Below are 20,545 nucleotides of genomic sequence, written 5' to 3' on the forward strand. Positions count from 1 at the left end.
ACCTAATAAGTTTGTTGTTAAGACATCTGTCAATGGTCTAATGTGTAATGATTGCTTCAAGATTTGTAGGCATATATTATTCTTTTGAATAAATCAAGTCATTAACTGTTACTTCAAAAGCTTCAGCAAATTTTATCAAGGTAGTAAACCCCATTTCAACTTTACCTTTTTCATATCTTCTAACCGCAGAAGCATCAATATTTACTAATACGGCTACATCCATTTGGGTCATATTCTTTTCATAACGTAAAAATTTTATACGCCTACCCAATTTAATAATTGCTTCATTATCAACATTATTTATCGACCTGCTAGCCATAGAACAAATTTGCTCCATTTGATAAAAAAACAGCAGAACATATATGTTCGGTTAAATATGTTTTATATATTTAATAATGGAAAATCTATCTATTAGTTTAAAGCCTAAACCAATGAAAATTTTAATATCAATATTTTTGATTCTCTCTACTGCACTAATTTATTCACAGACCAGAGAGGAAACCTTGGATTGGCTTAATCTAAAGCTTGAAGAGTTTGGTGACAATCAAATAATGGGTACATATCAAATCTCAATAAAAAAAGATGATAATTACGGGGATTACTTGTTATTTGTCCGCAAAAGCTGGAATCCATTACTGAATAGAAACACTTACCAATATTATTCTTTTGTGCCTGAAGTTGTTTCTAAAATATACCTATCTACCAAAAACAGAACCAACAGCACCTTGGATATTTTTATTAGGTCCGATACGGAAGATATTTATGTCCCTGAAGATGATGAGTTTGTTTCCGAGTTCACTATTAGCATGAAAAATGGACATAATGAGATTACAAACAGAATCCAAAAAGGATTGTTACATCTTTTAAATCTTATGGGGAATAATATAGAACCACAAAAGGAACTTTTTACAAACTAATAATTACAAATGTCAACAGATTTTAGATTAATCCCAATTATTAACTCATACAGTGAGTTCTATAAGGAGAATGTATACAAAGTACCTTGTAAGGTTTTAAGTGTTGGTAATAGGTTAAGGGGAAAGGTTTTTAGCATAGATATAGAAATCTTAGATTTTGTATCTGGGGAATTAGTTATGGTTAAAGCAAAGACATACGAAGGGTCATTATCTTTTTTTCAAAATTTACCGATAACTACTTTTTGTGTTGTTAGAAAACTAGGCTACAGACATTTTGATTTAATTGTTTATGGTCATTACATTGTAGGAATTATGGAGGCTTTTTATGGGTTAGATGAAATATTAAATCATGATGAAGATGAAATTTTTAGATTATATAATGATAATTACCAGCCATTGAGACAATGGTTAGGAATTAGTACCCTAGAGAATAATGATATAGAAGATTATGAGGATGATTTACCATTTTAATTATCATGTGGTCACAAGTATAGGCAATATAAACGTATGATTACAATAAAAAGTATTAATCTGTGGTTTACAAAATATAATCCCATATAATAATAAAATCCTAATTGGAACCAGGGGTAGTTATTTTGTAGCAAAGTCCTTTGATAACTTTTTAAAGGATGGATTATAAAAATGTCCCAAATGCTAGCAAATATATCTCCAATTATTCTTTACAGGAGTCCTTTGGGATTAAAAAAAATTTTTTTTTGACAAAAATTTCTAAGCTTTTTTGGAATTTAGCAATTACCTTTTTTTTGAAACACCCCCTTATAATATTTCAAAATATAAATAGAGCTGTAAACGCAGACTAATCTAAACATCACCCCCTACTCTTTTTTCCTTTTGCGAAGTACCCCCTGGCTAATTGTGGGGTGCATATTTATTAACTTTTAAAATTAAAAATTATGGTACCTTACAGAAACAAAGCAGGTATAATGGTAGTAGACTACCACGGAAAGATTGTATCACTTAATGATGAAATTTACTATTTGAACAATGAAAAGAACACTCCTTATCAGTTGGGGGATGTTGAGATGGTTTATCCAAATGGACAGAAGATTATCACACCAGTTCGCTTTTATTCCAATAGTATTTCAAAACATGAGGAAAGATATGCTGTGGGACAAGAGATAGGATTGGAAATCCAAATAGAGGGTGAATATGCAGGTAGGGCAGTTGCCAAGCTTGGAGCAGGTACACCTATAGACCTAGCTTTACTATTGGGTGAAAATTCTTTGAATTCCTCACATACCAAGTCAATTATCAAAGATAATGTGGTTGACGATGTATTGGTAGAGGCTTAAAAGAGTCAACAGACAATATTTACAGAGCTTCAGAAATGGAGCTCTTTTTTTATGCATGAACATAATAAATTATAACATTTTAAATAAAAACTTTAATTCATAAATATTATGAAACTACAAAAAGCACAAAGGGACCAAGTAAAATTAAGACTTGGAATAAGCGGTGCAAGCGGATTTGGCAAAAGCTATTCTGCTTTATTATTAGCTTATGGTATTACAAATGATTGGACTAAGATTGCAATCATAGACACAGAAAACAATTCAGCCTCACTATACTCTCATTTAGGTGATTTTAACGTGCTCAGGCTAGATGAACCTTACAGTCCAGAACGGTATATTGAAGCTATTAGAACTTGTGAAAATGCTTCTATGGAAGTAATTATTATCGATAGTATTACCCATGAATGGCAGGGCAAAGGTGGTTGTCTACAGATACACGAACAATTAGGAGGTAGGTTTCAGGACTGGGCAAATGTAACTCCAAGGCACCAGGCTTTTATTGATGCAATTTTAGGAAGTAAAAGCCATATTATTACAACAGTAAGAAGCAAAATTGACTATTCTATAGATACTACTTCAAACGGACGCACAAAAGTTGTCAAACATGGCATGAAGGAAATCACTAGAGAAGGCTTTGAATATGAACTAACGGTAAATTTTGAAATCATTAATGACCAACATTTAGTAAGAGCAAGCAAGGACAGAACGGGATTGTTTTCATCAGGTAAACCAGAATTTGTTATTAATGCAGCTACAGGGAAAAAGATATTACAGTGGTGCAATCAAACTGATATACCCCCAAATGATGATATCACAAAAGAAATCTCCAGCTGCAAAACCATAGAACAGTTAAGATATGTCTACGCCAAGTATCCTGAAATACAGGAAAAAATAAAACCTCAAATATTACAGAGACAACAAGAGATTCAAACATTAAAATCTCAAATTATTCCCAATAAAGAAATTATTAACCAATCAAAGAATGAAGAAAATGGAATCGATAGCAATACAAAATGACACAGATAATCAGATTATTTCTGAAGAGGAAATAATGACTGGACAATCAAAAAGCCCATTTATTGAGGCGAATACTAAAGAGGTAAGTTTAGATTATTTAAAGAAGGACTGTATCATTCCAACATTTAAAGATTTGGAATGTACATTGGCACATCATGAATTTATTCAAACAACTGAAGAATGCGTTAAATCAATATTTGAAGGTCAGCAGATTACTAAGCCTGTAATTAGGGCTAGTCATAAAGTGTTAGGACGTATTCCTTCTGCAATTGACAAGCCTGTAAAGGCTCTCCTTGAAAATGAAAAAACACAATATTTTGAAAGAATGATGTTCAAAATAGATGTTCCTAGTATCAATGAAATAATAAATGGGAATAGCTTAAACCTTTCTATTATAGCTGTTAGAGCCTATAATCAAGAAAATCTCTACAGTAATAAAAACTATGAGAAATTCAAAATTGGAATAGGCTTTTTAAATTTTGTCTGTACTAACATGTGTTTGAGTTCAGATGGTGTTGTTGAAGAGCTTAGAGCATCATCAGTTAAAGAACTAAAATCAAAAATAACGGGCGTTTTGAGCAGCTATGAAATTCAAAATCACTTAAATAATCTAAAGCTCTTATCAAGATATTATCTAACAGAAAAACAATTTGCGAAGTTTTTAGGAAGGTGTCGTATGTATTATTATTTGTCAAAAGTAGAAAGGAAACAAGTTCCATCTCTATTATTAAATGATGGTCAAATTAATGCCGTGACTAAAGGTTATTATGAAGATGAAAACTTTTCAAGAAATTCAGATGGGACAATTAGTCTTTGGTGCTTATATAATTTACTTACTGGAAGTGTGAAAAGTAGTTACATAGATACTTTCTTGAGTAGAAATGTCAACGCATACGAGCTAGTCAATGAACTGGGTATTTCAATGAAAAACAATATCCCAAATTGGTTCCTTGATAATTAATAATATAGCTAAAAACAGAATTTAGCCTTCTAATATAATATTGCTATGGATGAAAAACAGCTAGCTGAACTACTTAAATTTTCAAATCCAAAAGTGCTTTATGTTGTCACCTGGAACAACTTGTTAAAATTACTTTTTTGTCCTTTTAAAGTCCAAGTAATTGGTGATATCGGTGAATTAAAAAAAGGTGAAATTGTTTGGGTTGAAGAGGTTAAGGTTACTATGGAACTTAAAACAGTTTTTAAGATTAAAGAGAAATATTATTATCACCATCATTTTGAAATTCAGGTTGATGAATAAAAAAGAGGCTTATGCTGTATTTTCCATATCCTTACTACTAGATATGTTTTGAGAAGGTTTTACCTCTATAATATGAAAAACCACTGAAAATGAATTAGAGTGCTCAATTGTATTTATGGCATTGTATGTTTAATTATATACAATGCTTTAAGTACAAAAGATGAATTAACTTAAAAGTTATGATTTATAATCTTTTTGAGTATAAAATAAGTAAGAAAAAACTTGCATAAGTCATATTTTTTTTGTACATTTGTATAGATTATTTGGGTTAGAAAGATGATGAAGAATGTAAATGAAATTCCCAAACTCACAAGTTACTTTTTAGTTATTTGGACATTATTAATCTTCACTCTTTCTGAATAACTATTCCCAAAAAAATTGAATAAATAAAGGTTAGAATAATAGTTGCTAGCTTTGATGAATATACACCTAAATGGTATAAATGATATTTGATAATGAGTAAAATTAAAGTTTATGATGCTATCATGGGTAGCGGTAAAACCTATGATGCCATAGAGAGAATGAAAAGCTATTTAAAAGACGATAAGAGTTTTATATATATAACTCCTTTTTTGAGTGAAATTGATAGGATAATGGACAGCCTTCCAATAAACAGTGTGTATGCGCCATTGGGACCAGGAGAGAAAGGGGAAGGTAAATATGATTATAATATAGACTATTGTGATGAGAGTGGAAATATTGACCTTAATTCAGAAGGTAGTTATCAATATTTGAACAAAAGGGCACAGTTTTTAAAGCTTTGTAATAAAAAGCGAAACATTGTATCCACTCATTCTCTGTTTATGAACCTTAAAAAGGATGATTATAGCCTTTTTGATGATTATATTCTGATTTTGGATGAAGTCGTGAATCCATTGAATGTTTTCAATATTGGAGCCAAAGATATTGAAATTCTGACCAATGAGAACTTGATTATCATAGACCAAGAAACAAGCGAGGTTAAATTCATAGACGATGAATATAACGACAATGCTTTTAAGGAGGTAAAAAGGATTTGCAACAACAGTACAGTATTCTTTTTGGACAAGTATTTTTTTGTTTGGGTTTTTCCCATTGAGATTTTTAAGGGGTTCCAAAGAGTGGAAATACTGACGTACCTTTTTAAGGGAAGCTTGTTGAGCTCCTATTTCAAAATGTACAATATTGATTATAAAATCAATTACAATAATGAAGAAGACCATCTGAGAAGTATTAAGAAACTGTTGAACGTTTATGAGGGAAGTGCAAACTATAATGAAAGTTTAAACTCATTCAGTAAGACCTGGATAAAGAATTTGAACAAGAAGAACTTGAAAAAGGTTGTTAATAGCACTGAGTATATTTTCAAGAAGGTTTTCAAGACTAATACAGAAGAAAATGCATTTACAACTTTCAAAGCTTTTAGGCAGAAGTTGAGTGGTAATGGTTATACAAAGGGTTTCATACCTATCAATGCAAGAGCCACTAATATTTTTAAGAGTAAAAAGTCAATGGCTTTTCTAGGAAACAGGTATCATGACCCACAAACAGTTCATTTCTTTAAGGAAAGAGGGGTAATATTAGATGATGATATTTGGGCGTTGTCAGAACTCCTTCAATGGGTCTGGAGGGGCAGAATTAGGGACAACAAGCCAATGAATTTGTTCATTCCAAACTCAAGGATGAGGAAACTTTTAAATGATTGGTTGGAAGGTAAGTTTGTAAGTAATGGACAATCTAACAAAGGATTTTTAAAAGCAGTATAAATAAATTACCCGTTTTAAAAGGGTAAATTTTTTTGAATCCTTTGATATTATTGGGATAAGAGAGGGGTTCCCTAAAAGGAAATTAGAAAAATGAAGAATGATTATGAAGATGAATTATATAATTTACAAGGCTGAAAATTTAATAGATGGAAAAATGTATATAGGTGCAACCACCAATTCAATACATCAACGCAAATTAGACCATACTGAAAGAGCATATAGAAATGAAGAAAATAAATTCCATGAAGCAATCTATACATGTGGTTCTGATGCTTTCTCCTGGGAACAGATTGATACGGCAAGTTCAATAGATGAGTTAGCGCAAAAAGAGCAACAATACATCTTAGAATATAATTCTAAAAATAAAGGGTATAATAGTTCAGTTGGTGGTGAATTTAAAAAAAATGTCTATAAGTATAGCTTAGACAATGGGAAAATGTTGGCTAGTTTTGATTGTTTAGATAATGCAGCTAAATCCATCAGTTCCACTAAACAACATATATCTCGAGCATGTTTATCTGTCAATAATATTTATGGAGGTTTTTATTGGAGCTATGAATTCAAAGAGACATTTAGTCCAAAACGTGATATAAGGAGAAAGAAAGTTTATCAATATTCTTTAGATGGATACTTTATGTCTGAATATGTTTCAGTTGCAGAAGCTTCCAGACTTACAGGAATATCAAAAACATGTATTTCAAGATGTTGCAGAGGAGAAAGAGAACAATCAAATGGATATAAATGGGAGTATAATTAATATACTCCCTTTTTTTAATTATATATAAAAAATTTAAAAAGTATTTTATGTAACACATTGGGACAGGACAAAAAAATCATTTTAAAGTTTTCATAGCTTTGTAAGATATTTTTTCTTTTTTTTGGTTAAAATTATCATTCAATCTTAATTTTAGCTTAACTTTAAATTTATGGCTACACCTACCCAATTCAATAAAATATTACAACACTACAGAGATAAATCATTTTCAGAAAGAGATAAAGGGGATAGATTTGAAAGATTAATACAAGCATATTTACAAACAGACCCAACATATTCATATACTTTAAAATATGTTTGGATGTGGAATGAGTTCCCTGGTAAAAAGGATTTTGGTGGTAAAGACACAGGTATTGATTTGGTAGCTTTAACTTTTGAAGGTGATTATTGGGCAATACAATGTAAATGTTTCTCGGAAAATGCTTCTATAGATAAAAGTTCTGTTGATTCTTTTTTATCTACATCAAGTCGTGAATTTAAAAACGACCAATTTCAAACAATAGGATTTTCAAAAAGAATTTGGGTTTCTACTACTAATAAATGGGGTTCAAATGCTGAAGAGGCTATAAAAAACCAAAATCCACCTGTAACAAGAATAAACCTTACAGATTTACAACAAGCTCCTGTTGAATGGGAAAAACTTGAAAAGGGTATAATAGGTGATTTAGCAAGAACAGAGAAAAAAACATTATTTAATCACCAAGAGGAAGCACTAAATAAAACTCACGAACATTTTAAAGAAAATGGTCGTGGTAAGTTAATAATGGCTTGTGGTACGGGTAAAACATTTACTTCATTACGAATAGCTGAAAACGAAACCAACAATAGTGGGTTGATATTGTTTTTAGTACCATCTATCGCATTATTAGGTCAAACATTACGGGAATGGTCATCAGATGCTAACGAACCTATAAAACCTATTGCTATTTGTTCGGATGCTAAAATTGGTAGACAAAGAATGAAATTTAGTGACGACCCAGATGTAAATGTAGTCGATTTACCTTTTCCTGCATCTACAGATGTAAAAAGTGTAATCAAACAATTTAAAGCAATTGATAGGTCATCTAAAAAAGGAATGACCGTAGTATTTTCTACCTATCAATCCATAGATGTTATTGCAAATGCACAAAAACATTTATTAAACGAGAATAATAACAATGCTATTTTCGATTTAATTATTTGTGATGAAGCACACCGTACAACTGGAGTTACTTTAGCTGGTAATGACGAATCCACATTTGTAAAAGTTCACGATAACAACTTTTTACAAGCCAATAAAAGACTATATATGACTGCTACACCTCGTTTATTTAAAGAGAGTGATAAAACTAAAGCAGATTTAAATGATGCTGTACTTTGTTCTATGGACGATGAAACTAAATATGGTAAAGAAATGTATCGTATTGGTTTTGGTGAAGCTGTAGATAGAGGCTTATTAACCGACTATAAAGTATTGGTACTAACATTAAGTGAAAACGATATCCCAAGCGCAGTTCAAAGAATGGTGGCTAATTCTGAAAATGAAATTAATTCTGACGATGCTTCTAAATTAATTGGTTGTTTAAATGCACTTTCAAAACAAGTTTTAGGTGATAATGGTTTAATAAAAGAAGTTGACCCAGAACCAATGAAACGTGCTGTTGCTTTTTGTCAAAATATTTCGGTTTCAAAAAAGATTACTAACATATTTAATGAAACTTCTGATGTTTATTTAGATTCTGTTGAACCAAGCCAACGCGAAAAATTAGTTAGTGTATCATCAAACCATATCGATGGTAGTATGAATGCACCACTACGTGATGAATTATTAGGTTGGTTAAAATCGCAATCTGCTGATTCAAATGAATGTAGAATACTAACCAATGTACGTTGTTTAAGCGAAGGTGTCGATGTACCATCTTTAGATGCTGTTTTATTCTTATCTGCTCGTAATTCTCAAGTAGATGTAGTGCAGTCTGTAGGTCGTGTAATGCGTAAAGCACCAGGCAAAAAATATGGCTACATCATTATCCCTGTGGTAGTTCCTTCCGATGTTGAACCTTCAAAAGCGTTAGATGATAATGATAGATTTAAAGTAGTATGGTCAGTGTTAAATGCCTTACGTGCTCATGATGATACTTTTAATGCAGAGGTCAATAAGTTAGAATTAAATAATAATAAGTCCAAAAAGGTTTTAGTTGGCGGTTCTGCAACAGACGGTGAAGGCAAGGCGAAAGATGACAAAAATTCAAAATACCAAGATTTAAACAACCAATTACAAATGCAGTTTGAACAACTGCAATCTGTTGTATACGCTAAAATGGTACAAAAGGTTGGTGATAGGGTATATTGGGAGAAATGGGCTAAAGACGTTGCAAAAATTGCCGAAAATCAAATAGACCGTATAAACAATCTTATTAATAGAGAACCTAAATACCAAAAGGCATTTAATAAGTTTTTAAAAGGACTTCAAAAGAATATTAACCCATCAATTTCAGAAAGTCAGGCAGTAGAAATGTTGTCACAACATATCATCACAAAACCTGTTTTTGAGGCTTTATTTGAAGGGTACTCATTTGTGAAAAACAATGCCATTTCAACATCTATGCAAACAATGTTAGATGTTTTGGAAGACCAAGCATTAGATAAAGATGCTGAAACATTGGATAAATTCTACCAATCTGTAAAAAAACGTGCAGAGGGTATAGATAATGCAGAGGGTAAACAAAGTATTATTTTAGAGTTATATGATAAATTTTTCTATACGGCTTTTCCTAAAATGGTTCAACAGCTCGGAATAGTATATACACCTGTAGAAGTCGTAGATTTTATTATCCATTCTGTTAATGATGTTTTACAAAAAGAATTTAACCGTTCTATTTCAGATGAAAACATACATATTTTAGACCCATTTACAGGAACAGGAACATTTATTACTCGTTTATTGCAAAGTGGTTTAATAAAAAAAGAAAATTTACAACGCAAATACACCAAAGAGTTACACGCAAACGAAATTGTATTATTAGCATATTACATAGCTGCTGTAAATATCGAGAATGCTTTTCATGACCAAATAGAACAAGAAGAATCAGAATACACACCCTTTGATGGTATGGTATTAACTGATACCTTTCAATTAGGCGAAACCAACCAAAGCGAAAAATTGTTTTCTGAAATGTTTCCTCAAAACTCTAAAAGAGTTCAGGCACAACAAAAAGCACCATTACGTGTAATAATGGGAAATCCACCTTATTCCATTGGTCAAAAATCTGCTAATGATAATGCACAAAACCAAAGTTATGATAAGTTAGATTCAAGAATAGCAAATACGTATGCAGCCTTATCAAATGCAGGTTTAAATAAATCTTTATATGATGCTTATATAAAAGCGTTCCGTTGGAGTACAGATAGATTAGACCCCAAAAATGGTGGTGTCATTGCTTTTGTGAGTAATGGAGCATGGTTAGATGGCAATAGTACAGATGGTTTCCGCAAATCATTAGAAAAAGAATTTTCTACGATTTATGTGTTTAATTTAAGAGGAAACGCCAGAACGCAAGGTGAATTAAGACAGAAGGAAGCTGGCAACGTTTTTGGTGGTGGTTCACGTACACCAATATCCATCACCTTATTGATTAAACATCCTGATAATTCTGAAAAAGCAAAAATCTATTATCACGACATTGGTGATTATTTAAACCAAAAAGAAAAGTTAGATATCATTGCAAAATTTAAATCAATCAATAAAATAGATTGGAAAAAGATAAAACCCAATGAACATAGTGATTGGGTAAATAAACGAAATGATGTTTTTGATACTTTTATTCCTATTGAGCCAGAAAAGAAATTTAACTTAAAAACACAAACATTTTTCAATACTTATGCTGTAGGTGTAGGTACAAATAGAGATGTATGGAGTTACAATTTTTCAAAAAATAAATTAGGTTCTAATATGGGTAATATGATTGGTTTTTATAATGAGCAAACTACGGATTACCAAAATAAATTAAAAGAAAATAAAAAATTAAAAGTTGAGGATTTTATAAGCAATGATTTAAAAAAGATAAAATGGACACGTTCATTACGAAAACAAGCAAATTCAGGTAATACTTTTTCATTAGACTTATCAAATATTAGAACAGGTCTTTATAGACCATATTCAAAACAACAATTGTATTTCCATAAGGCTTTTATTGAGAGTCCAGGCTTACATTCACAAATCTTACCTACTAATGAAACATTTAATAGAACAATTAGTATTACTGGTTTAGGTGGCAGTAAATCATTTTCAGTTATTATAACTAATTCTATTCCTGATTTACAGTTACAAATGAATGGACAATGTTTCCCATTATATTACTACGAAGAAAAAGAACAAGTTCAAGGCAGTTTATTTGATGCAGCAAGTGAGTCTAAATACATTCGTAGAGATGGTGTAAGTGATTTTATTTGGGAACGTGCTAAAAAGCAATATGGCAAGTCGATAACTAAAGAAGATATTTTCTACTATGTGTACGGTATTTTACACAGTCCAGACTACAGAGAAACATTTGCTAACGACCTTAAAAAGATGTTACCTCGCATTCCTTTAGTCGATAGACCTAAAGATTTTTGGGCGTTTAGTAAAGCAGGGCGCCAATTAGCAGAAATACACATAAAATATGAATCAGTAGAGCCTTATAATGATGTAGAAGTGATAATGCCACAAGACTTATTTATAAATGATGAGTATGAGTTTTATAGAGTAACAAAATTACGTTTCCCTAAAAAAGACCAAAAAGGAACAATTATTTATAATAGCAGAATTAAAATAAATAATATACCTAATAAAGCTTATGAATATGTAGTAAATGGTAAATCTGCTATTGATTGGATAAAGGACAGATATCAAGTTACAGTTGATAAAAATTCAGGAATTAAAAACGACCCTAACGACTGGTCTAAAGAAGTTGAAAACCCACGTTACATTTTAGATTTAATATTAAGTATAATAAATTTAAGTGTTCAAACAGTAGATATTGTAAATGACTTACCAAAATTAGAATTTGAATAAAAATGGCATTCAATCCAAAAACAGAATATACGGTAGTACCAACGGAAATAAGTATTAAAGATTTTTTTGAGTATAAAGAAGATTTTGTTACAAGACCACCTTATCAACGAAGGGTAGTTTGGAATAAAAAGAAAAAACAGGCTTTAATGGATAGTTTGTTTAGAAGATATTATATACCTAAATTAGTTATCAGAGAGGTACGTAAAGATAATAGCGGTACTGTTAGTGAAATTGTAGATGGTCAGCAACGTATAACAACTGTTCAAGATTTTTTTGACAATAAATATCCTTTACCTAAAACACTTTCAGATTTGGGAGACGGTTTAGCAGGAAAATATTATAAAGATTTAGATACAGAAATAAGAAAGTTTATAGATAAATCTCTTAAATACCAAGCTGATGTAATCAAAAACATAGATGAACCTAATAGTGTTGAACATCAAATCATTGCAACTGAAATATTTTGGCGTTTGCAACAAGGTGAATCGTTAAATTATATGGAAGTGGCACACGCTCAATTATCAAGTTTAAGTAGAAATTTCATAGTTAAATATTCTGATGACTTAACGTTTGATTATGAAGCATACATGCCAATTGATGCCAATAAGGATAAATTATCATTTTTTAAATTGTTAGATGTAGATAATGGTAGAATGAAACATCTACAATTAATGGCACGTTTCTTATTAATTGAAAAAGAAGGTGGTTATACAGATTTAAGTGATAAGAAAATTACCGAGTTTATCAATGAGCATAAAACTAAAAATGGTATTGGAGATTATTCATTTGAAAATGAAAAAGTAGCAACAAACGTAAAAACTAACCTTAATACATTTTACAGCATCTTTAAAGATGATGCTGTGTTAGATGATAATAATGGTATTAAAGAATTTTCAACAGAATATTTTATAATCTCAATCTATATGTTAATTCGTCATTTAAGAATGTATTACGTTCTTGATGACGAGACAAAATCTAATATTAAAGGTTTTGTATATGACTTTTACAAGAGGTGGAAAACTTATGATGAAGGTACAGATACAGATTTATTAAGCTTTAGCAATAGACGACAACAAGGAGAAACTGATTTAGAAGTAAGAGATATGATATTACGCCAAATTTTCTTTAAATATGTTTCAGATAATAATATAGATTTAAAAGAGAAAGATACAAATAGAGCTTTTTCTGAATTACAAAGAATATTAATTTATAGAAAAGGCAAGGGTTTATGTCAACAATGTTTAAGAGAAGGTGTTCCCGAAAAAGAAGCAATAGTAAGTTGGTCAAAATATCAGGCAGACCACGTTTTACCTCATTCTAAAGGAGGCGAAACTATAATTGAAAATGGTGAGTTGTTATGTTCATTTCATAACCTTTCAAAAGGGAATAGAATATAATTATGCATCAACTCACCAAAACTGACTTTATTCATTATTTAAATTGTCCAGAATCTTTATGGTTACTAAAAAACAAGCCTAATGAATATCCTAATGGAGAATTTTCATTGTTTTTAGAAAAACTAATTAAAGAAGGTTACGAGGTAGAAGCCTATGCAAAACAACTATTTACAAACGGTATAGAGATACCCGAAAATGCAAGTCCAGAGTTTACAAAAGGCATCATAAATAAAGGAGGAACAGTATATTTTCAACCCTCTTTTTCTACTCAAAAAGGCGTATTTGCAAGAATTGACATATTAGAACGTTTGGCAGATAATACCTGGCATATTTATGAGGTAAAATCGTCTACTTCTATAAAAACAGATAACAAACACAACCACTTAAAAGATGCGTGTTTCCAAAAACAAGTACTCACAGAAAATGGCTATGCGGTTTCAAAAGTATCTATCATACATCTTAACAAAGAGTATGTAAAACAAGCCCAAATTGTAGCCAATGAATTGTTAGAAATTGTAGAGGTAACAGATAAATTAGAGGTTTTGTATTCAAGTGTCGTGAATCAAATACATGCGGCATCAAACTTTATAAATAAAGAAAGCATTAACGAAACGGTTTGTTCCTGTAAATACAACACAAGGTCTAATCATTGCGATAGTTTTAAGTACTTCAATACTACTATTCCAGAGTATAGCATTTATGAAATAGGTAATATAAGAGCCAAAAAAATAGGTCAATTAGTAGATAATGACCAATTAGCAATTATTGATATTCCATTAGATTTTGAATTAAATGCAAACCAACAAACACAAGTAGCATCGGTAAAACATGAAGAACCTATAATCAATATACCTAATATTAAAAGGGAAATAGACAAATTGAAGTTTCCTTTACATTTTATAGATTATGAAACCTATGCAAGTGCTATTCCTAAATTAGATGGTTTAAGTCCTCATAAGCATTTAACCTTTCAAGTATCCATACACACTTTATCTGAGGAAGGTACATTAACTCATTTTGAATATTTATTGGATAAAATGCAAATGCCAATAGAGATGTTACAAGCAATGCAAGACTTTACAGGTAGCACAGGCACATTTGTATCTTGGCACGCCAGTTTTGAAATAGGAAGAAATAAAGACTTAATAGAATGGTTGCCACAATTTACCAATTACCTTACTTACATAAACGAGCATACCTTTGATTTAGAAACTATTTTTAAAAGAGATTATATAGACTACCGTTTTCATGGTTCTAGTTCCATTAAAAAAGTTTTACCTGTAGTAGTCCCAGAAGTAACCTATTCAGATTTAGATATTAATAATGGTACAATGGCTTTAGATACTTGGGGAAGAATGGTTTTAGATAAAGACTTTAGTGAAGATATTGAAGAAACAAGAAAAAGTCTTTTAGCATATTGTGAATTAGACACCTTTGCAATGGTTGAAATTTATAAAGTATTAATAAGAATGATAAATTAATCATTCTTTATTTGTTTTATAATATTACCAATACCTGTTTTACTAATTTCAAATTCAGTCCCTTTCAACTTTTCTTCTATCTTTCGATAAGATAAACCTTCTTTGTGGTATTTTATTACTACTTCAACAAGTTCCTTATTGTCTTTTTTTTGGTCTTTAATATTATTGGTGGTTTGTCCAGTATTAGAGAAATAAAGATTTTTATCCCTTTCTAAAATGATTCCTTTTTCTTTATATGAGGATTCTAGAAAATTAGATTTTAAAACCCATAAATCAATAAAATTTTTGTTTTTGAAATTAGGTCTTAACTCGAGGACTACTCTCATTTTTGCTTCAAATGCTTGACTCCCAATTATGCTATCTTTAGATGGAGTCTTTCTTTGGGTGTTTTTACCAATATGGTGTAAAAATAAAATCAGACAATTATTTTGAAAGGCTAGGTTACTATAAATATTCAAAAATCTCCTTACCTGTGTATTAGCATTAATTTCTTTGTCATAGATATCAGTGAAAGCATCAATCACTATTAAATCAACAGGGTTTTCTTCAATACTAGTTTTTAAGTTTTCATATAAGTTTTCAGTATCAAAAATAAATTCTAGATTACTCAAATTAGAAACATCTAAGTTTTTTATTTTCTTTTTTAATGAATTTACTTGTTTAATAATGGAATAACTTACAGAACTGTAATCATCTTCAGTAGTTACATAAATAACCCTATGGTGTTTGGGGTTTAATTTAAAACCTAAAAATGCTTTAGATTTAAGTACAATTGAAAGACATAATTGCCTTAAAAAAGTAGATTTACCTGCATCAGACGTACCAACTAAAGTAGCAAGTCCACTTTTTTGAAGGAAAGGCTCAAGAAGCTTAGGAATGTTTTCAGTTTCCAGATTAAATAGTTCTAGAGCAGTATATGATTTTTTGAATGAGTGTCCTTTGAGTATATTGTTAACATTTAAAATTTGTCCAAATGCTTCAGCCAATAATTTATTAGTTTCTTCAGATTGCTTCATCCTATCAAAGTTATCCATCTCATATAAATAATTAATTGTGTCCAATTAATTTAATTATAATAGGACAGGACAATTTAATAAATCTTAATTAAACGACCATTAATTGTTTTAATGGTTTTGTTGATTCTTTTGGATGTATGAAATTCTATCCTATTAAGGATAATGTTTTAGTTGATTAATTGTTATTTTTAAGGCGAATTAGGATAGATTTAAGGTATCATGTTCACTCCTTTTTGTGTAATTTACTGAATACAAGTGTTTTAAATTCCTTGGTTCGAGCCCAAGAGGGGGAGCAAAACTAAAGCCTTAACATCTAAATTGTTGAGGCTTTTTTTTATTTTTAGATTAAAAATTATTAACCATGAAAAAACTAATAACTTCTTTACTCATAATCTTTCCTTTTTTTACATTCGCTCAAAACTCAGAATATGATATAAAATCTTATAAAGAGGAAGGAACCAAAGCACCCAACACGCATTATATAGGTGAAGCTTGGTTAAATGGCTTATTTCATGATGATAAAGAGTTAAATTACAATATTACCAAAGCTACTTTTAAAGCGAACTCCACTTTAGATTGGCATAAACACTTCACCCCACAGGTTATTATTATTGTGGAAGGGACAGGCTATTATCAAGAACGTGGAAAAAATCCTGTGATCCTAACAGTTGGAGATGTAATAAAATGTGATAAAGATATTGAGCATTGGCATTCTTCCAGTAAAGAAAATGATGTCACTTATTTGGCTATTTACGGTGGAGATCAACCAACGGTTTGGACCGAAGTGCTTTCTCAGGAATATTATAATGATATTGCTCTAAAATTAAAAACCCCTTAGTTTTTTAATTTCTGGCTCCATAGTTCAAGGGATAGAACAAAAGTTTCCTAAACTTTAGATTCAGGTTCGAATCCTGATGGAGTCACAATACTTTACTTATCCTTTTATGAATTTTTTGGCGGCTTCAATCGTTTTTTTAGAGTTTCCAATAAAAATGTGGTTGTCAACAATTATTACAGGCCTGCTTAAAAAGGTATAATGTTCTAAAATGTAATGCTTGTAGTCGCGTTCATTCAAATCTTGAGTTTTTAAATCCATTTCCTTATATAATTTAGAACGTTTACTGAACAAGGCTTCATAACTTCCAGCTAGGGTTTTCATGGCTTCCAATTGCTTAACGGTTATTTCCTCAGCTTTGATGTCTTGTAAAATGAATTCTGAGGGTAAATCCAATTCTTTTAAAATTCTTAAACAGGTGTTACAGGTTTTTAAAAAGTATACTTTTTTCATGCTTTATAAGGTTTCAAAAAACAAATTAAAACTATATTTATCAAAATAATAAAGAATATGGATTTTACATTTCAAGTTTTAAATAACACAAGAGGTATTTTTAATAAAATAATAGAGGCTAATTCTTTAGCCGATTTAAATAAAATCCCCAAAGGGTTTAACAACAACATCATTTGGAACATTGCCCACGTGATAGTATCGGAACAATTGTTGGTTTATAAGTTATCTGGTTTAGAGTCGATGCTTTCAGATACTATTATTAATAAATACAGAAAGGATACAAAACCTAATGGCGATATTTCAGAAAATGAAGTGAAAGAAATACAAAGTTTTCTCTTTTCGACCATAAAAAACACACAAGAAGACTATTATAATGGTGTTTTTAAAAAGTATAATTCCTATACGGTTTCTACAACCGGAAACACCTTAACCAATGTTGATGAAGCTTTGCAGTTTGCCACCATTCACGAGGGTTTACATTACGGGTACGTTCTGGCGCTTTTAAAGGCTATTAAAAACTAAAAATGGTTTAGCGTCTTCAAACGGTATTACAAACTCAATAAGGCCTGTTGAATAGGGAGCAATCTCATAGGTATTATATAGTAAAACAACACCTTCTTCACCATAACCCATATTTTCTGGCAATTGGAATTTTGTAGGTTCAAAAAGCGTGTTTTTGTCCTCTATGGCTTTATCAAAATAAGTGTTTGCTAGGGTTTTAAAGCTTTCAATATCATTAAAAAGCTCACTATTTTCTATAAGATTACCAGTTTGAGCATTGAAATTCAATAGCGAAATAAGCAAATTACCATGCGCTCCTCCTGTAAACTTGTAGCTAGTGAATGCTAAACTTATAATTTCAGGCGATTGAAACATCACTTCACCATCAATTTGGGCCTCCCATTCTGGAACGGTATCGGGAAAATCTGTTACAAAATCAGTATATTCTTTATTAAAAGCATCTATACTTTCTTCAATGGATTTAGAAGCAACATCATCTGGATTGCCAATATGCAAAGCAGATATAATTAACTCTTTTATGGTTGAATTAATTTTCTTTGAAATATTTTCATCCCCATTTGCTTTAGGAATGTTTACTTCAACTAAATCATTCTTTTCTGTTGAAATGGTAATATTGGAAAAAGAGGTTTTATTTTCTTTTTTACAAGCAAAAAAAGTAAAAAACAAAAAGAAAATCAAGTAAGATTTTTTTAGACACATTTGGGTTATAATTAACTATAGTTAAAGATAATTATTGCATTTGAATAGAGCGAATTAAAACTTACATTTGTAACAAATTCAATATCAAATGAAATTTAATACAAAAGTCATTCACGGTGGTCAAGAGCATGATAAGGCTTATGGAGCGGTGATGCCTCCTATTTACCAAACATCCACTTATGCGCAAACCACACCTGGTGGTCATAAAGGGTATGAATATTCCAGAACACACAACCCAACAAGAAGCGCTTTAGAAAGCGCTTTAGCTAGTATCGAAAATGGTAATTATGGACTTGCTTTTGCGTCTGGACTCGCTGCTATTGATGCCATAATCAAGCTTTTAAAACCAGGTGATGAGGTTATTTCAACGAATGATTTATATGGAGGATCTTTTAGACTATTCACCAAAATTTTCCAAGATTTTGGTATTAAATTTCATTTTATAGGAATGCAAGATGCTTCTCACATTGAAAGTTTTGTTAACAAAAACACAAAGCTTATTTGGGTTGAAACACCAACCAATCCCATGATGAATATTATAGATATTGAAGCTGCTTCGAAAATTGCTAATAAACATCACATTTTATTGGCAGTTGATAATACATTTGCCACGCCATATTTGCAAAAGCCGTTAGATTTGGGAGCCGATATTGTTATGCATTCTGCAACAAAATACTTAGGTGGGCATAGCGATGTAGTTATGGGAGCTTTAGTGGTAAAAGACAAAAGTTTAGCGGACAAATTATATTTCATTCAAAATGCTAGTGGCGCTATTTGTGGACCTCAAGATAGTTTTTTGGTTTTAAGGGGTATAAAAACGTTGCATGTTAGAATGCAACGCCATTGTGAAAATGGGAAAGCCATAGCAGAATATTTGCAAAATCACAAGAAAATAGAGAAGGTTTATTGGCCAGGGTTTGAAAATCACCCAAATCATGAAATTGCTAAAAACCAGATGAAAGATTTTGGCGGTATGATATCATTTACTACCAAAGGCAATAATTTTCAAGAAGCAATTAAAACTATTGAAAATTTAAAAGTTTTTACATTGGCAGAATCTTTAGGAGGGGTAGAATCTTTATGTGGTCATCCAGCTAGCATGACCCATGCCAGTATTCCAAAGGAGGAACGTGAAAAGACAGGTGTAGTAGATTCTTTAATTAGACTTAGCGTTGGTATAGAAGATGTAGAAGACTTAATTGCCGACTTAAAACAGGCTTTAGGTTAATCCAGATAATAGATATATCCAAAATTTAACCATACCAACCAGTCATTATTTTTATTGAAACTCAACTCATGGTTTAAACCGTCAACCCAATCATCAAAATAGTACTGCCATCTTAAGTCTAACATTAAATCTGAAAGTTTAGTTAGTTTGTACCGAACTCCAACACTTGCAACCATTGACCAAGATGAATGAGGGGTTACATCTATGGGATATTGTCTTTGCTGTCCGGAGGGCAGAGGAGGTAAGCGTGTATCATCGCGATACCAAAATGAGTAGATATTATTTTCATTAAAAATATCACCATCACCATACGTAGTGCTAGCTTCTGGCGTAGAATATGTATAATGCACACCTAGACTTACGAAAGGGGCAAAACTGTATGCAAACCCCTGAAAATCTCTAATACTTAAAGGAAAAAATTCTATTTGTGTACCAATATCTAAATTTTTGGCAACACCACTTTGTGCTCTAAGTCTGTCGGCATCTGGTGTTACATTTTCTGGTCCAACCCACTGACCTAAATGGTTTAGTTTGGTTTTATTCCAAGAAATTTCATTCCTTAATTTGAAATGATCATTAAAATAGGTATCAGTTGTATAACAATTACAATCAGCTCTATAAGAAAAATTTATATAATGTATAAGGCCTATTCCTATTCCAGAATTACCAAAATTGGTCTCACCTTCGTTACGGCTACCAAAATCTGATCTAAATTGAACCGGTCCTGCAATTACCCCTAATTCGTGAGAGAAGCCTAATTGAGAATGCGCTGTTTGAAGCATAACAAACAAGCAAAAAAAGGAAACTAATTGTTTCACGTTAAGCATAATAAGGTTCGTTTTTTGAGGCATTAT

General features: G+C 31.1%; 19 protein-coding genes and 1 tRNA gene. 15 read left to right on the forward strand and 5 right to left on the reverse strand.

Features of this window, described 5'->3' with window-relative positions; genetic code table 11:
• Positions 1-76: 76 nt before the first annotated feature.
• Entirely contained in the window at positions 77-319 is a 243-nt protein-coding gene (locus tag ABD963_RS03440) for a helix-turn-helix domain-containing protein (protein ID WP_345275537.1), read from the reverse strand.
• Positions 320-431: 112 nt separating this feature from the next.
• On the opposite strand from ABD963_RS03440, the gene ABD963_RS03445 reads away from it, so the two are divergent.
• The 11 genes from ABD963_RS03445 (at position 432) to ABD963_RS03495 (ending at position 14,938) form a co-directional block, all read left to right on the forward strand.
• On the forward strand, positions 432-917 hold the full coding sequence (locus ABD963_RS03445) for a hypothetical protein (protein WP_345275538.1): 486 nt from the start codon (positions 432-434) through the stop codon (positions 915-917).
• Positions 918-926: 9 nt separating this feature from the next.
• Positions 927-1,388, forward strand: a complete 462-nt coding sequence (locus ABD963_RS03450) for a hypothetical protein (protein WP_345275539.1) — start codon at positions 927-929, stop codon at positions 1,386-1,388.
• Positions 1,389-1,831: 443 nt separating this feature from the next.
• Complete coding sequence (locus ABD963_RS03455) at positions 1,832-2,230, forward strand: hypothetical protein (protein WP_345275540.1); 399 nt, start codon at positions 1,832-1,834, stop codon at positions 2,228-2,230.
• Positions 2,231-2,338: 108 nt separating this feature from the next.
• A complete protein-coding gene (locus tag ABD963_RS03460) occupies positions 2,339-3,247 on the forward strand; it encodes an AAA family ATPase (protein ID WP_345275541.1) in 909 nt (302 codons plus the stop codon).
• Complete coding sequence (locus ABD963_RS03465; protein ID WP_345275542.1) at positions 3,213-4,208, forward strand: DUF3871 family protein; 996 nt, start codon at positions 3,213-3,215, stop codon at positions 4,206-4,208. Before ABD963_RS03460 ends, ABD963_RS03465 begins: the two co-directional genes overlap by 35 nt.
• A 45-nt stretch (positions 4,209-4,253) precedes the next feature.
• On the forward strand, positions 4,254-4,508 hold the full coding sequence (locus tag ABD963_RS03470; protein ID WP_345275543.1) for a hypothetical protein: 255 nt from the start codon (positions 4,254-4,256) through the stop codon (positions 4,506-4,508).
• A gap of 455 nt (positions 4,509-4,963) precedes the next feature.
• The gene (locus tag ABD963_RS03475; protein ID WP_345275544.1) at positions 4,964-6,253 is read left to right on the forward strand and encodes a hypothetical protein; all 1,290 of its coding nucleotides are present in this window, start codon (positions 4,964-4,966) and stop codon (positions 6,251-6,253) included.
• Between the two features lie 103 nt (positions 6,254-6,356).
• Complete coding sequence (locus tag ABD963_RS03480) at positions 6,357-7,010, forward strand: NUMOD1 domain-containing DNA-binding protein (protein ID WP_345275545.1); 654 nt, start codon at positions 6,357-6,359, stop codon at positions 7,008-7,010.
• 169 nt (positions 7,011-7,179) lie between these two features.
• Positions 7,180-12,060 carry a DEAD/DEAH box helicase gene (locus ABD963_RS03485; protein ID WP_345275546.1) on the forward strand — a complete coding sequence of 1,627 codons (4,881 nt, stop codon included), beginning with the start codon at positions 7,180-7,182 and terminating at the stop codon, positions 12,058-12,060.
• A gap of 2 nt (positions 12,061-12,062) precedes the next feature.
• Positions 12,063-13,457 (forward strand): GmrSD restriction endonuclease domain-containing protein, encoded by a 1,395-nt coding sequence (locus ABD963_RS03490; protein WP_345275547.1) that lies wholly within the window; start codon positions 12,063-12,065, stop codon positions 13,455-13,457.
• Positions 13,458-13,459: 2 nt separating this feature from the next.
• The gene (locus tag ABD963_RS03495) at positions 13,460-14,938 is read left to right on the forward strand and encodes a DUF2779 domain-containing protein (RefSeq protein WP_345275548.1); all 1,479 of its coding nucleotides are present in this window, start codon (positions 13,460-13,462) and stop codon (positions 14,936-14,938) included.
• Here the strand turns inward: ABD963_RS03495 and ABD963_RS03500 are convergent.
• Positions 14,935-15,954 (reverse strand): AAA family ATPase, encoded by a 1,020-nt coding sequence (locus tag ABD963_RS03500; protein ID WP_345275549.1) that lies wholly within the window; start codon positions 15,952-15,954, stop codon positions 14,935-14,937. The genes ABD963_RS03495 and ABD963_RS03500 overlap by 4 nt on opposite strands.
• 361 nt (positions 15,955-16,315) lie before the next feature.
• Here ABD963_RS03500 and ABD963_RS03505 point away from each other — a divergent pair, with 361 nt between their 5' ends.
• Positions 16,316-16,792, forward strand: a complete 477-nt coding sequence (locus tag ABD963_RS03505) for a cupin domain-containing protein (RefSeq protein WP_345275550.1) — start codon at positions 16,316-16,318, stop codon at positions 16,790-16,792.
• Positions 16,793-16,805: 13 nt separating this feature from the next.
• Positions 16,806-16,877 (forward strand) — tRNA-Arg (locus tag ABD963_RS03510).
• An 11-nt stretch (positions 16,878-16,888) separates the two neighbouring features.
• Here ABD963_RS03510 and ABD963_RS03515 read toward each other — a convergent pair.
• The gene (locus ABD963_RS03515; protein ID WP_345275551.1) at positions 16,889-17,242 is read right to left on the reverse strand and encodes an arsenate reductase family protein; all 354 of its coding nucleotides are present in this window, start codon (positions 17,240-17,242) and stop codon (positions 16,889-16,891) included.
• A 57-nt stretch (positions 17,243-17,299) separates the two neighbouring features.
• Here ABD963_RS03515 and ABD963_RS03520 point away from each other — a divergent pair, with 57 nt between their 5' ends.
• Positions 17,300-17,764 (forward strand): DinB family protein, encoded by a 465-nt coding sequence (locus tag ABD963_RS03520; RefSeq protein WP_345275552.1) that lies wholly within the window; start codon positions 17,300-17,302, stop codon positions 17,762-17,764.
• On the opposite strand, the gene ABD963_RS03525 is transcribed toward ABD963_RS03520, so the two are convergent.
• The gene (locus ABD963_RS03525) at positions 17,744-18,463 is read right to left on the reverse strand and encodes a DUF3298 and DUF4163 domain-containing protein (protein WP_345275553.1); all 720 of its coding nucleotides are present in this window, start codon (positions 18,461-18,463) and stop codon (positions 17,744-17,746) included. The genes ABD963_RS03520 and ABD963_RS03525 overlap by 21 nt on opposite strands.
• Positions 18,464-18,551: 88 nt before the next feature.
• Here ABD963_RS03525 and ABD963_RS03530 point away from each other — a divergent pair, with 88 nt between their 5' ends.
• Positions 18,552-19,691: a cystathionine gamma-synthase gene (locus ABD963_RS03530; protein WP_345275554.1), complete on the forward strand. Its 1,140-nt coding sequence runs from the start codon at positions 18,552-18,554 to the stop codon at positions 19,689-19,691.
• Here ABD963_RS03530 and ABD963_RS03535 read toward each other — a convergent pair.
• Complete coding sequence (locus ABD963_RS03535) at positions 19,688-20,518, reverse strand: THC0290_0291 family protein (RefSeq protein ID WP_345275555.1); 831 nt, start codon at positions 20,516-20,518, stop codon at positions 19,688-19,690. The two genes, ABD963_RS03530 and ABD963_RS03535, sit on opposite strands and share 4 nt — an antisense overlap.
• Positions 20,519-20,545 lie beyond the last annotated feature (27 nt).

The sequence above is a fragment of the Litoribaculum gwangyangense genome (assembly GCF_039543505.1).
GTDB classification, from domain to species: Bacteria; Bacteroidota; Bacteroidia; order Flavobacteriales; family Flavobacteriaceae; genus Litoribaculum; species Litoribaculum gwangyangense.